The 13,849-nt window shown below is 38.6% G+C and carries 12 protein-coding genes; all 12 read left to right on the top strand.

Annotated elements, in window-relative coordinates; all coding sequences use genetic code 11:
- Positions 1-24: 24 nt before the first annotated feature.
- The 12 genes from mraY to ileS all read left to right on the top strand — a co-directional run bounded on the left by mraY (position 25) and on the right by ileS (position 13,610).
- Positions 25-987 carry a phospho-N-acetylmuramoyl-pentapeptide-transferase gene (gene mraY, locus DVW83_RS06260; protein WP_104660578.1) on the top strand — a complete coding sequence of 321 codons (963 nt, stop codon included), beginning with the start codon at positions 25-27 and terminating at the stop codon, positions 985-987.
- Positions 988-1,000: 13 nt separating this feature from the next.
- The gene (gene murD, locus DVW83_RS06255; RefSeq protein WP_104660579.1) at positions 1,001-2,383 is read left to right on the top strand and encodes a UDP-N-acetylmuramoyl-L-alanine--D-glutamate ligase; all 1,383 of its coding nucleotides are present in this window, start codon (positions 1,001-1,003) and stop codon (positions 2,381-2,383) included.
- Entirely contained in the window at positions 2,383-3,468 is a 1,086-nt protein-coding gene (murG, locus tag DVW83_RS06250) for an undecaprenyldiphospho-muramoylpentapeptide beta-N-acetylglucosaminyltransferase (RefSeq protein WP_104660580.1), read from the top strand. The genes murD and murG overlap by 1 nt, the downstream gene beginning before the upstream one ends.
- A 16-nt stretch (positions 3,469-3,484) precedes the next feature.
- The gene (locus DVW83_RS06245; RefSeq protein WP_123862288.1) at positions 3,485-4,684 is read left to right on the top strand and encodes a cell division protein FtsQ/DivIB; all 1,200 of its coding nucleotides are present in this window, start codon (positions 3,485-3,487) and stop codon (positions 4,682-4,684) included.
- Positions 4,685-4,837: 153 nt separating this feature from the next.
- Positions 4,838-6,160, top strand: coding sequence for a cell division protein FtsA (gene ftsA, locus DVW83_RS06240; protein ID WP_005881042.1), 1,323 nt, complete (start codon positions 4,838-4,840; stop codon positions 6,158-6,160).
- A gap of 23 nt (positions 6,161-6,183) precedes the next feature.
- Positions 6,184-7,425, top strand: a complete 1,242-nt coding sequence (ftsZ, locus tag DVW83_RS06235; protein ID WP_104660582.1) for a cell division protein FtsZ — start codon at positions 6,184-6,186, stop codon at positions 7,423-7,425.
- Positions 7,426-7,441: 16 nt separating this feature from the next.
- Positions 7,442-8,128 (top strand): YggS family pyridoxal phosphate-dependent enzyme, encoded by a 687-nt coding sequence (locus DVW83_RS06230; RefSeq protein ID WP_104660583.1) that lies wholly within the window; start codon positions 7,442-7,444, stop codon positions 8,126-8,128.
- Complete coding sequence (locus tag DVW83_RS06225) at positions 8,128-8,718, top strand: cell division protein SepF (RefSeq protein ID WP_104660584.1); 591 nt, start codon at positions 8,128-8,130, stop codon at positions 8,716-8,718. Before DVW83_RS06230 ends, DVW83_RS06225 begins: the two co-directional genes overlap by 1 nt.
- Before the next feature lie 29 nt (positions 8,719-8,747).
- Positions 8,748-9,017: a YggT family protein gene (locus DVW83_RS06220; RefSeq protein ID WP_104660585.1), complete on the top strand. Its 270-nt coding sequence runs from the start codon at positions 8,748-8,750 to the stop codon at positions 9,015-9,017.
- Positions 9,018-9,052: 35 nt separating this feature from the next.
- Positions 9,053-9,835: a YlmH family RNA-binding protein gene (locus tag DVW83_RS06215; protein ID WP_104660586.1), complete on the top strand. Its 783-nt coding sequence runs from the start codon at positions 9,053-9,055 to the stop codon at positions 9,833-9,835.
- A 20-nt stretch (positions 9,836-9,855) separates the two neighbouring features.
- Positions 9,856-10,563: a DivIVA domain-containing protein gene (locus DVW83_RS06210; RefSeq protein ID WP_005881030.1), complete on the top strand. Its 708-nt coding sequence runs from the start codon at positions 9,856-9,858 to the stop codon at positions 10,561-10,563.
- Between the two features lie 254 nt (positions 10,564-10,817).
- Entirely contained in the window at positions 10,818-13,610 is a 2,793-nt protein-coding gene (gene ileS, locus DVW83_RS06205) for an isoleucine--tRNA ligase (RefSeq protein ID WP_137239139.1), read from the top strand.
- The last annotated feature ends 239 nt before the right edge of the window (positions 13,611-13,849 follow it).

The raw sequence follows: 13,849 nt of genomic DNA, 5'->3' as shown, positions 1-13,849 counted from the left end.
AAGAGAATTAGGAGAGAAAAGAGCATGGAGTGGACACAAGCATTAATTCCTATCGTTAGTAGCTGTGCAATGACAGTTGCAGCAACGCCGCTATTTATTGGATATTTTCAAATGAAAAAACAAGGACAAGCAATTCGGGAAGAAGGACCTAAATGGCATAATGTCAAAGCCGGAACTCCTACCATGGGTGGTTTAGTGTTCTTAGTTGCAGCTATATTGACAGGGATTTGGGTAGGTGCTTGGCAAGAGCAACTTACTCCTACTCTTTTCATTCTATTATTTGTTTTAGCACTGTATGGCGCGATTGGTTTTTTAGATGACTTTATCAAAATTTTCAGAAAAAGAAATATGGGTCTAAATTCAAAACAAAAACTGATTGGACAAATCGTCGGCGGCATCATTTTCTATGCAGTCTATCGTTCAGAAAATTATGTCGGTACACTGAACTTCTTTGGTATTGAGATTCCTCTTGGGATCATCTACGGAATTTTTGCTATTTTTTGGTTAGTCGGTTTCTCAAACGCTGTGAACTTAACTGATGGTATTGATGGATTAGTGGCAGGGTTAGGTAGTATTTCATTTGCCACTTATGGAATCATCGCTTGGCATCAACAGCAATATGATGTACTGGTCATTTGTTTGAGTGTGCTTGGTGGATTATTGGGATTCTTTGTGTATAACCACAAACCAGCAAAAATCTTTATGGGTGATGTGGGCTCGCTTGCCCTAGGTGGCTTACTGGCAGCAATCTCAATGATGTTGAATCAAGAATGGACATTATTGTTAGTTGGTTTGATTTATGTCGTGGAAACAGCTAGTGTCATGTTGCAAGTGACATCATTCAAACTAACTGGAAAAAGAATTTTTAAAATGTCTCCGATCCATCATCATTTTGAAATGAGTGGTTGGACAGAGTGGAAGATTGATATTGTTTTTTGGGCGATTAGTCTAGTGACTTCTTTGATTACATTATGGTTCATTTGGTAGGAGATGACAGGAAATGAAAAAAATTTCAACGTATGAAAATAAAAAGGTCCTTGTTTTAGGATTAGCAAAGAGTGGATTTAGTGCGGCCAAATTGTTACATGAATTGGGCGCACTTGTCACTGTAAATGATGGGAAACCTTTTGATGAAAACCCTGAAGCACAAGAATTGCTGTCAATGGGGATAAAAGTGGTCACAGGGAGTCATCCAATCGAATTATTGGATGAAGAATTTTCGTTATTAGTCAAAAATCCCGGTATCCCTTATAGTCATCCTTTCGTTTCAAAAGCACAAGAACTGGGTATTCCGGTAATTACGGAAGTAGAATTAGCTTACGAGGTAGCGGAATGTCCGATTATTGGCATCACTGGGACGAATGGTAAAACGACAACTACCACCATGACTGGTTTATTATTGAATGCTGAAAAAAATGATGGCATTGCTCGCTTAGCTGGAAATATTGGTTATCCTGCAAGTAGTGTGGCACAAGAAGCAACTAAAGAAGATAAAATCGTGATGGAATTATCAAGTTTCCAATTGATGGGAATCACTGAATTTCGTCCTCACATCGCTGTGATCACGAATATTTATGAAGCGCATATTGATTATCATGGTACGCGTGATGAATATGTCAAAGCCAAATGGCAACTTCAAAAAAATATGACTGAATCAGACTACTTGATCCTCAACTGGAATCAGTCTGAATTAAGAGAACTAAGCAAAACGACAAAAGCAACTGTTTTACCATTTGCAACAGAACAAGAATTGTCGAAAGGTGCCTATTCATTGAATGGAAGTATCTTCTATGATCAAGATAAAATCATGGATAGTTCTGAAATGGGTGTGCCAGGCTCTCACAATGTTGAAAATGCATTGGCCGCCATTTCAGTTGCTAAATTGTATGGGATATCTAATACCGCAATTAAACAAACATTACAGCTTTTCCATGGTGTACCACACCGTACGCAATATGTAGGGGAAGTTCAAGGACGTAAATTTTATAATGACTCAAAAGCCACGAATATTTTAGCGACAAAAATGGCTTTAAGTGGATTTACGCCAGAAAACTTAGTATTGATCGCTGGTGGGCTAGATCGAGGGAATTCATTTGATGCATTGATTCCTTCCTTAACAGGTCTTAAAGCATTGATCGTTTTTGGTGAAACAAAAGAGAAATTGATGGAGGCTGGCAAAAAAGCAGGTATTCCTATTATTGAAACAGCGGAAAATGCTGAATCAGCAGTACCTGTTTCTCTTCGCTTAAGTGGAGAAGGCGATGTGATCTTATTGTCACCAGCTAACGCTAGTTGGGATCAATACCCTAACTTTGAAATCAGAGGCGAACGCTTTATGGACGCTATCAATAAACTAGAAAATGTAGAAGCGAGCGATAATTAATGAAAATTTTGGTTACAGGCGGAGGAACTGGAGGACATATCTATCCAGCATTAGCCTTCGTCAATTATGTTAAAGCACAAGTGCCAAATGCTGAATTTATGTATGTTGGTGCACAAAGAGGGTTGGAGAATAAGATTGTTCCAGAAACAGGGATTCCATTTCGTACCTTAGAGATCCAAGGATTTAAACGAAAAATTTCACTGTACAATGTTAAAACAGTCCAACTTTTCTTGAAAAGTATCCGTTCAGCAAAAAAAATTTTAAAAGAATTTCAACCAGATGTTGTGATTGGTACAGGCGGTTATGTTTCAGGAGCCGTCGTCTATGCGGCTGCAAAATCAAATATTCCAACGATCATCCATGAACAAAACAGTGTCCCAGGGATGACGAATAAATTTTTAAGTCGCTATGTGGATCGGATCGCTATTTCCTTTAAGGATGCTCAAGCATTTTTTCCAAAAGAAAAATCTGTGTTAGTGGGCAATCCACGTGCACAAGAAGTAGCGAATATGAATAAGACGAATATCATCGAATCGTTTGGACTGGACCCCAATAAAAAGACTGTCCTGATCTTTGGTGGAAGCCAAGGAGCGCTAAAAATAAATCAAGCTGTAACAGATTTTTTGACTGATTTTGAAAGTACGGATTATCAAGTGCTTTATGCTTCTGGAGAGCGTTACTATGAAGCAGTGAGAGAAAAAATAAATGCTTCACCAAATGTAAGTGTCCAACCCTATATCTCTAAAATGGCAGAAGTCATGGTTGCGAGTGATTTACTAGTCGGTAGAGCGGGAGCCACTTCCATCGCTGAGCTAACGGCGATTGGTTTGCCAGCGATCTTGATCCCAAGTCCTTATGTGACGAATGATCACCAAACAAAAAATGCCATGAGTTTAGTGCATGCGCATGCAGCTAAGATGATCAAAGATGACGAGTTGACAGAGAAAACATTGAGAAATGCAATCGAAGAAATCATGGCAAACGACAAGCTGCAACAAAGCATGTCCGAGGCATCTAAACAACAAGGGATTCCAGATGCCTCAGAACGGCTATATCGATTAGTAGAAGCTGTTATTCAGAAATAAAGGCGGGTGGTCTAAAGTGAGTAAGAAAAAAGAACCAGAAAATTTGCCGAATCAATCTGTTGATGAAAACAATCTAACTCCCTGGCAAAAGGCCAACCGGAAATATTTAGCAGAACATGGTAAAGAAGCAACGAAAAAAGCGGATAATGAAGTTCAACCAGACGAACAAGAAGCTGATGCAGAACCAGCAACTGAAAAGGATCTTCCAGAACATGAGCATGACGCTTCATCCGAAGATGAAACGGAACAAACAAAAGCGGGTGGTCCTTACAATGGTTCTTTCCTCAATCGATTGCCCAACCTAAAAAATCAGCGAAATAAAGTATTGTATCGGCGCTTGGCTTTGATTATCACGATTCTAGGTATACCATTGATCTTTTTGATTTATTACGTATCTCCATACAGCAAGTTGCAAGCAGTCACTGTATCGGGCAACGAAAATGTCGCTGCCCAGACAGTCATTACGGATACGAAGTTAACGATGGGTGCGAATATTTGGAAACAATATTGGCATAAGGCTGACTACATCAACAATTTGAAAGAAGAACAGCCACGGATCGAAAATGCACAAATCAGTTTTAAAACGCTCAATACGTTTACTTTAAAAGTCAAAGAGTACAAAGAAATTGCTTTAGTAACGAAAAACGGGCAGTATTATCCTGTAATGGAAAATGGGACAGTTCTTAGTGAAAAAGTGGCTAATCCCACAAAAAATCTTCCTATCCTAGATGGATTCGCGAACAATGAAAAAATCAAATCATTAACAAAGGAATACAACAAACTGTCAGCTGAATTGCAAAAAGCAATTTCTGAAATCAAATATACACCAAGTGATACGAATAAAAACTTGCTCCGATTGTATATGAATGATGGCAACCAAGTCATTGTAAATATCCAAAATCTAGCTAGTCAAATGAAATACTACGCGCAAGTAGCAAAAGATATGGATGAAAAAGGTGTGATCGATATGGAAGTCGGTATTTTCTCCTATCCTTATTCAGAAAGCAGTGCAGAAGCAGAACAGTCCTCTGGAACAAATTCGATGGAAACATCGACAGAACAAACAAATGGATCCTCTGCGAGTACCGAACCTTCATCAGAAGAAACAGTACCAAGTGAGTCGGAACAGACAGGGAATACGTCAGGTGATACAAGTGAAACAAATCAAAATGACGATAATTCAAGTTCGTCTTCTTCGATTTCAACAGAAAATTGATAAAACAACTTTAAAAAGTGAGAATCTACTTTCTAAAAACCAGTAATTTATGGTAGAATTGAAAGCAGTGAATATATCTATTAAAGTATATTTAAAAACGGACGTTAGTTGTTCGCTTGTATATGGAATAGTAAGTAGGAGGGAATCCCATTCATGGCAAAAACAGGAATGTATGTAGGCCTTGATATTGGAACGACATCTGTCAAAGTTGTCGTGGCTGAATATATCGACAGCCAAATGAATATTATTGGAGTAGGAAACGCAAAATCAGAAGGGATTAACCGTGGCATTATCGTTGATATCGATAAAACGGTCCAAGCGATACAACGAGCAGTACGACAAGCAGAAGAAAAAGCAGGAATCCAGATCAAAAGCGTAAGTGTTGGTTTGCCCGCAAACATGCTTGAAGTTGAAAATTGCCAAGGAATGATCGCAGTTAACGGAGATTCAAAAGAAATCACCGACGAAGATGTCCGAAATGTGGCTTCAGCTGCCCTAGTTCGTTCAATTCCTCCTGAACGTCAAATCGTATCAATTTTACCACAGGACTTTACCGTGGATGGATTCGAAGGAATCAAAGATCCACGTGGAATGATCGGTGTCAGACTAGAAATGTATGGTCTATTGTTTACTGGTCCAAAAACTATTGTTCACAATATTCGTAAATGTGTAGAAAATGCAGGATTGGTCGTAAATGAATTAGTCATTACGCCATTAGCTTTAACAGAAACAATCCTTTCAGATGGAGAAAAAGATTTCGGTACGATTGTTATTGATATGGGTGGGGGCCAAACAACAACAGCTGTTATGCATGATAAACAATTGAAGTTTACCAGTCTAGATCAAGAAGGCGGAGAATTCGTCACCAAAGATATTTCCATTGTATTGAATACTTCATTCAATAATGCCGAAGCGCTAAAAATCAATTATGGTGATGCTTATCCAGAACGGACTTCTGATCAAGAAGAATTTCCAGTTGATGTGATCGGACAATCTGAACCAGTGAAAGTTGATGAACGCTATTTGTCAGAAGTCATCTCTGCACGTATGGAACAGATTTTTAACAAAGCAAAAGCTGCTTTAGATCAAATCGAAGCACTAGAACTGCCTGGTGGAGTAGTGCTGACTGGTGGAGCGGCAAGTCTTCCTGGCGTTGTTGATCTAGCCCAAGAAATTTTTGGTGTAAACGTCAAACTATATGTACCAAATCAAATGGGTCTACGTAATCCAGTTTTTACTAATGTGATCAGTATCGTTGATTATTCAGCAAACTTGAGTGAAGTTTACCAATTGGCTAAAATTGCTGTAACTGGGGAAACAACTATTGCTCATCATCCGACTGTTGAACAAGAAGTAACTACTTATGACAGTTATGATGTTCAAGAAGAAACTGATTATGACGAATCTGAACAAAAGAAATCTGGCGAAAACGTAACGAATAAAATTAAAGGTTTCTTTTCAAATATTTTTGATTAATTCATCCTGGGAGGAATAAAAATATGGAATTCTCAATTGATAATAATATCAATGACGGCGCAGTAATCAAAGTCATCGGTGTCGGTGGCGGCGGAGGAAATGCTGTAAACCGAATGATTGAAGAAAATGTAAAAGGTGTAGAATTTATTACTGCCAACACAGATGTACAAGCTTTGAAAAACTCAAAAGCTGAAACTGTCATCCAATTAGGCCCTAAATACACACGTGGGTTAGGTGCAGGTTCACAACCAGAAGTTGGACAAAAAGCTGCTGAAGAAAGCGAACAATCTTTAAGAGAAGCATTAGATGGTGCAGATATGATCTTTATCACAGCCGGAATGGGTGGCGGAACCGGTACAGGTGCTGCACCGATCGTAGCTGGAATCGCTAGAGAATTAGGCGCTTTAACAGTCGGCGTTGTGACACGTCCATTCACTTTTGAAGGACCAAAACGTGGCCGTTTTGCTGCAGAAGGAATTGCACGTTTGAAAGAAAATGTGGATACATTATTAATCATTTCAAACAACCGCTTATTAGAAGTAGTTGATAAAAAGACACCAATGTTAGAAGCGTTCCGTGAAGCGGACAACGTTTTACGCCAAGGTGTTCAAGGTATCTCTGACTTGATCACAGCTCCTGGTTACGTGAACTTGGACTTCGCTGATGTGAAGACAGTAATGGAAAACCAAGGAACTGCTTTGATGGGTATCGGCGTTGCAAGCGGTGAAGATCGTGTAGTTGAAGCAACGAAGAAAGCTATTTCTTCTCCACTATTAGAAACATCGATCGATGGAGCGGAACAAGTCCTATTGAACATCACAGGCGGTTTAGATATGACATTGTTTGAAGCACAAGATGCTTCTGATATCGTTGCAAATGCAGCTACAGGAGATGTAAACATCATCCTAGGTACTTCGATCAATGAAGAAATGGGCGATGAAATCCGCGTAACGGTTATCGCAACAGGTATCGACGAATCAAAAAAGGAACGCAAGTCTAGTCGTCCAACTAGACAAACATCTATGCAATCATCTACTCAAAAACCAGTATTGGATATGGATCAAGCCAAACCTACTCCAGTAGACGAAGAAAGTAGTTTTGGAGACTGGGACATCCGACGTGAAAAAAATGTCCGTCCTAAAGTTGACGAATCTAATTTTGATACTATTGAAAAAAAAGAATTTGATACATTCAATCGTGAAGAAACAAAATCAAATGGTGATGACGAATTGAATACACCACCGTTTTTCCGTCGTAAAAAATAAGGGAGAGGGAGAGCACATGATTGCTGACAACTTGCTAAAAATAGAGCAAGACATTCAGGATTCGTGTGCTCTTGTTCATCGTAATCCGAAAGAAGTTACTTTAGTGGCCGTGACAAAGTCTGTGGACTCTGACAAGGCAGAAGAGCTGATTAAAGCGGGAGTAAACAATTGCGCAGAAAATCGCGTAGATAAGTTATTGCAGAAAAAACAAGATTTGCAAAATCATCCTGATATCAAGTGGCATTTAATTGGTAATTTACAGCGCAGAAAGGTAAAATTGATTGTAAATGAAATTGATTACTTTCATGCGTTGGACAGTTTAAAATTAGCAGAAGAGATCCAAAAAAGAGCAGAAAAACAACTTGCTTGTTTTGTAGAAGTGAATGTCTCTGGTGAAGAGTCAAAACAAGGAATATCTCCAGATGAACTTTTTCCTTTTTTAGAATCGTTGGCTTCATTAACTAAGATAAAAGTTGTCGGTTTGATGACAATGGCGCCTAAAGATGCTTCTGCTGACCAAATTCGTAAAGTGTTTGGAACGCTGAAAGAGTTGCGTGATCTTGTTCAGAAGAAAGAACTTCCACATGCACCATGTACAGAATTAAGCATGGGAATGAGTCAAGATTTCCAATTGGCAATCGAAGAAGGTGCTACATTCATTCGTGTAGGGACAGCGTTATTCAAAGACGAGGAGGAACAATAATGCCGCTTTTAAATAGAGGAGCAATTGCTAATTTTTTCGGATTAGCTGATGAAGAAGAGTACGAAGAATACCCTGAAACAACTAATAGAGCTGTAACACAGCCGACTAAGAATAAACCAACACAAGTGCAGATGAGTCAACCCAAAACTACGGTGGTCTCAAAACCACGTGAGCAACAAAGGACTACACGTCCTGTGACCCGTGAAACTGCACAACCAGAAACAAAAAAAGTAATTGAATTACATCAATCATCTGCTAAAAATGTCCGTAAAGAAGAAGCTACAAAATCTTCATTTACATCAAAGACAAATTTAGCTGGAAAAATCACGGTCATGGAACCACGTACGTACTCTGAAGCGATGACCATTGCGAAACGGATCATCGCTGGAGAAGCCACGTTAGTTAATTTTCATCTTGTGGAAGAAAAACAAGCAAGAAGAATCGTTGATTTTCTAACTGGAACTGTCTATGCACTAGACGGTGATATCAAGCGTGTGGGAGACGAAATCTTCCTATGTACGCCTACAGGTATGGAAATCGATAGTTCAACGGCTCAATCGTTTGCGGACGTGAACATGTTTGACCTATAAGAGGAGGAACTACGATTTATACTATTTTTATGTTACTTAATTTGCTTGGGCGAGCAGCATATTTTTACAGTATCTTGTTGATGATCTATGCACTGTTATCTTGGTTTCCGGGAGGATATCAATCAGGAATCGGTCGGTTCCTAGCTAAAATATGCGAACCATATATACAGTTATTCGAACGACTTCCTTTACGGATCGGCGGCTTTGATTTCACGATCTTGGTATCGATTCTCATTTTGAATTTAGCGGTACAAGGACTGCAACAAATCGTCCTATGGTTGATGATGGCAGTTTACTGATCAACGAATCAGAGAGAAAAATAGGAGGGGGAAAAATGGACGCAAATGTATATCAGCATTTCCGTGCGGATGAACGTTCTTTCATTGACTCAGTTGGTGATTGGATCGAACAGGTCCAGGGTCAATATGCGCCGTATCTTACAGAGTTTCTAGATCCAAGACAATCCTATATATTAGAAACGTTGGTTCGACAAGAAACCGAACTACGCTATTCTTTTTATGGGGGATATGAGCAGGCGGAACGGAAGAGATGTTTGATTTTCCCCGAATATTATCAACCTGAAGATGAGGATTTTGAAGTTTCATTATATGAGATTCACTATCCAAGCAAATTTGCCAGTTTGAGTCATGGAAAAATTCTGGGTACATTGGTTGGTACTGGGATCAAACGTTCTTACTTTGGCGATATCATTTCTGACGGGGAACGTTGGCAAGTCTTTATCGCACAAGAAGTAGAACAGTTTGTTGTAACTCAAGTAACAAAAATTGGTAAGGTCGCTGTTCGTTTAGAGCCGAAGAAGTATACAGAATTGATTCTGCCCAAAGATAGTTGGGCTGAAGAAAGAGGTACTGTTGCTTCATTGAGACTAGACAGTGTCATCTCAGAGATTTATAATATCTCCAGACAACGTTCAAAACAGTTGATTGAGTCAGGGAAAGTAAAGGTGAATTGGACTGAAAACACTCGACCCGACTTTTTACTTGAGTTACTGGATATTGTTTCGATCAGAGGTTTTGGTCGCATCCAAGTACAGGGACTTGAGGGAAAAACTAAAAAAGAAAAGTATAGAGTATTGTTTGGTGTATTACGTAAATAAAACAAGAAGGTGGTTTACTCATGGCTTTAACTCCATTAGATATCCAAAATAAAACATTCCCGACAAAAATGCGGGGATATAATCAAGACGAAGTAGATGATTTCTTAGATTTAGTTGTTCGTGATTACGAAGAAGTAACACAAAGAAATCGTGAACTTGAAAAAGCAGTGAAACATTCAGAAGAAAAACTTGAATATTTCAATGAATTAAAAGATGCGTTGAATCAATCGATCATCGTTGCCCAAGATACTGCGGATAAAGTAAAAACTAGTGCAAGTAAAGAATCAGAAGTGATCGTTACTTCTGCACAAAATAAAGCAGATGAATTGGTAGCCACAGCTGAAAAACGTGCGCATCAATTGACGACAGATGCTGAAGAAAAAGCAAGAAAAATCTTGACAGATGCTACTGAAAAAGCAAAACAATTAGCAACTGAAACAGAAGATCTGAAGAAAAAAACACGTGTGTTCCATCAAAGAATCAGCTTGATGTTAGAATCACAATTAGAACAAGTGAAGAGTCCAGAATGGGATGAGATTTTACAACCATTTTCAAGTTATGTGACAGATAGTCATGAAGTAATCAAAGAAGTTTTGGCAAAACAACTTGACAATGAAAATCAAACTGATGTAAACTCAGACACAGGAATCATGGAAGCACCAATCACAGCATTCGATACTCAGGCAATCGATATTTCGATCGTTCCTGGAGATCATGAAGAAGAGTAGAACAGAAAAGCCTCTTGCCATTCTTTAAGCGAGCCGATGATAGTGGAAGATCGGTAAGACACTGCAAGATGAAAGATCCTCTACCTGAATTGTTTCTGAACTAAGAGTAGGAAACAGCGGTTGACCTCGTTATGGGTCTTCGAGAGTTACATCATCATGTAACTGAATTTGGGTGGTACCACGGCATGTTCGTCCCTTGGATGAACATGTTTTTTTGTGTTCTCAAAATTATTAATCAAGGAGTGTAGTGCGTAATGAAAATGAAAGAAACCTTGCAACTAGGTAAAACAAAATTCCCTATGCGTGGGAACTTGCCAAATCGCGAAGCAGATTGGCAAAAGGAATGGGAAGAAAATAAAATCTACCAAAAAAGACAGGAACTAAATGAAGGAAAACCAAGTTTTGTTCTTCATGATGGCCCTCCTTATGCCAATGGAAATATCCATTTAGGTCATTCACTAAATAAAATCAGTAAAGATATTATCAGCCGTTCGAAATCAATGTCGGGTTTTCGTGCACCCTATGTTCCTGGTTGGGATACTCACGGCTTGCCGATCGAACAAGTATTAGCCAACAAAGGAATCAAACGTAAAGAAATGTCTAAGGCTGAATATTTGGAAAAATGTCGCGAATACGCACTTTCACAAGTAGACAAACAACGGAATGATTTCAAACGATTGGGTGTCGCAGGTGACTGGGATCATCCATATGTCACTTTAGATCCATCTTATGAAGCTGCCCAAATCAGAGTATTTGGTAAAATGGCTGAAAAAGGTTATATCTATAAGGGATTGAAACCTATCTATTGGTCACCATCAAGTGAGTCTTCACTTGCTGAAGCTGAAATCGAATATAAAGATGTGAAGTCACCTTCTATCTTTGTTGCTTTTAATGTCAAAGATGGAAAAGGGATCGTTGATGAAGATGCTGCTTTTGTGATTTGGACAACAACACCTTGGACATTACCAGCTAACCAAGGGATTGCAGTAAATCCTAGCTATACGTATGTATTAGTGGAAGCTGATGGCCGTAAATTTGTAGTTGCAAAAGATTTATTAGAAACTGTCCAATCAGAAATCGGTTGGGAAAATGTGAGTGTCTTAAAAGAGTTTTCAGGTCAAGAGATGGAATATATGACTGCTTGGCATCCATTCTATGATCGTGAATCATTAGTGATCTTAGGTGATCATGTCACTTTAGATGCTGGTTCTGGTCTAGTACACACAGCGCCTGGACATGGGGAAGACGATTATATCGCTGGGAATAAATACAAATTGCCTGTAGTATCACCAGTTGATTCCAAAGGCGTGTTTACAGATGAAGCACCTGGGTTTGAAGGGATCTTTTACGATAAAGTAAATCCAATGGTCACAGATCTATTAAAAGAAAAAGGCGCTTTATTGAAATTAGACTTCTTTACCCATAGCTATCCTCATGATTGGCGTACAAAAAAACCGGTGATCTATCGTGCAACACCTCAATGGTTTGCATCAATTGATGATTTCCGACAAAACATTCTTGATGAAGTTGAAAAAGTGAACTGGATTATTCCATGGGGGAAAACACGTCTTTATAACATGATTCGTGACCGAGGCGACTGGGTCATTTCACGACAACGTGCTTGGGGTGTGCCATTACCGATTTTTTATGCAGAAAATGGGGAAGCAATCATCACACCAGAAACAATTGAACATGTTGCGAATCTATTCGCAGAACATGGATCGATTATTTGGTTTGAAAGAGAAGCAAAAGAGTTACTTCCTGAAGGATTTACACATCCAGGTTCACCGAACGGTCAATTTACGAAAGAAACTGACATCATGGATGTTTGGTTTGACTCAGGTTCATCACATGAAGCAGTTTTACGTCAACGTCCAGAATTGACATTCCCTGCAGATATGTATTTGGAAGGTTCTGACCAATACCGTGGTTGGTTCAATTCAAGTATCACAACAAGTGTAGCAATCAATGGCGTGGCACCATATAAATCAGTTCTTTCACAAGGATTTACTTTAGATGGAGAAGGCCGCAAAATGAGTAAATCACTTGGAAATACGATTTTACCTGAAAAAGTGATCAACCAGTTTGGAGCAGATATTTTGCGACTTTGGGTAGCAAGTGTCGACTATGAAGCGGATGTCCGCGTATCAATGGATATCTTGAGCCAAGTTGCAGAAGTTTACCGTAAAATCAGAAATACGATGCGTTTCTTGATCGCGAATACAGAAGATTTTGATCCGAAAAAAGACACAGTTTCTTATGAAGAACTACGCTCTGTTGATAAATATATGACAGTTCGTTTAAATGAAGTTATTAAAGAAATTCGTGAAGAAGGATATGAAAAATATAATTTTATGCATATCTATCGTACAGTGATGAATTTCTTGACAGTAGATCTATCTGCATTCTATCTAGATTTTGCCAAAGATGTGGTTTATATCGAATCAGAAAATGATTATCAACGTCGTTGCATGCAAACTGTTTTCTATCAAACAGCTGTGGCATTGACAAAATTGTTGACACCGATCATTCCACATACAACGGAAGAAATTTGGTCATTCTTGAAAGAAGAAGAAGAATATGTGCAATTAAGCGAACTTCCTGCATATGAAACATTTGCTAATCAAGAAGAGTTGATGGATACGTGGGCAGCATTTATGGACTTAAGAGATAAAGTATTGAAAGCTCTTGAAGAAGCACGTAACAGTAAATTGATTGGGAAATCTTTAGAAGCTAAATTAACGATCTATCCAAATCAACAAGTACGTGAATTGCTAACAGCGGTGGACGCAGATATTCCACAATTATTGATTATTTCACCTGATTATTTTGAAGTGAAAAATGATCAAACAGATGTACCTGCAGAAGCTGTGACATTCGATGATGTTTCGATTTTAGTTGAAAAAGCAGATGGAGAAACTTGCGATCGTTGTCGCCAAATCCGTAAAGATGTCGGAGTTTATGAAAAATTACCTCATCTATGCGGACGTTGCGCACATATCGTAGAAGAAAATTATCCAGAAGCAGTTGCTGAAGGATTTGAATAACAGTTAAAAGAACAGAAGTGATAAGGTACAATAAATCCTCAAAATTCATAAAATCATTTTTCAAATTTTGAAGATTTGGGCTTATTGCTAGAGAATGGGATTCTTGTTCGTCTATAGTGATATAGAGAGATTGAGACAAAAGTCGTTTAGGCTTGAGAAATTGGAGAAAAAAACGAACAATACATTTTTTGTATTGCTCGTTTTTTTTGAAATTTCCGAAAAACCTGACTTTTAGACGC

Source organism: Enterococcus sp. VV15 (assembly GCF_005236045.1).
In the GTDB taxonomy this organism is placed as follows: Bacteria; Bacillota; Bacilli; order Lactobacillales; family Enterococcaceae; genus Enterococcus_B; species Enterococcus_B durans.
Note: the sequence above shows the minus strand (reverse complement) of the source record. Positions and strands in the feature narration are given on the sequence as shown.

What these genes read in the sequence shown, in the direction of transcription:
- mraY (WP_104660578.1), top strand. Translation starts at nt 25, where the DNA reads ATGGAGTGGACACAAGCATTAATTCCTATCGTTAGTAGCTGTGCAATG.
- murD (WP_104660579.1), top strand. Translation starts at nt 1,001, where the DNA reads ATGAAAAAAATTTCAACGTATGAAAATAAAAAGGTCCTTGTTTTAGGA.
- murG (WP_104660580.1), top strand. Translation starts at nt 2,383, where the DNA reads ATGAAAATTTTGGTTACAGGCGGAGGAACTGGAGGACATATCTATCCA.
- ftsA (WP_005881042.1), top strand. Translation starts at nt 4,838, where the DNA reads ATGGCAAAAACAGGAATGTATGTAGGCCTTGATATTGGAACGACATCT.
- ftsZ (WP_104660582.1), top strand. Translation starts at nt 6,184, where the DNA reads ATGGAATTCTCAATTGATAATAATATCAATGACGGCGCAGTAATCAAA.
- DVW83_RS06230 (WP_104660583.1), top strand. Translation starts at nt 7,442, where the DNA reads ATGATTGCTGACAACTTGCTAAAAATAGAGCAAGACATTCAGGATTCG.
- DVW83_RS06225 (WP_104660584.1), top strand. Translation starts at nt 8,128, where the DNA reads ATGCCGCTTTTAAATAGAGGAGCAATTGCTAATTTTTTCGGATTAGCT.
- DVW83_RS06220 (WP_104660585.1), top strand. Translation starts at nt 8,748, where the DNA reads ATGTTACTTAATTTGCTTGGGCGAGCAGCATATTTTTACAGTATCTTG.
- DVW83_RS06215 (WP_104660586.1), top strand. Translation starts at nt 9,053, where the DNA reads ATGGACGCAAATGTATATCAGCATTTCCGTGCGGATGAACGTTCTTTC.
- DVW83_RS06210 (WP_005881030.1), top strand. Translation starts at nt 9,856, where the DNA reads ATGGCTTTAACTCCATTAGATATCCAAAATAAAACATTCCCGACAAAA.
- ileS (WP_137239139.1), top strand. Translation starts at nt 10,818, where the DNA reads ATGAAAATGAAAGAAACCTTGCAACTAGGTAAAACAAAATTCCCTATG.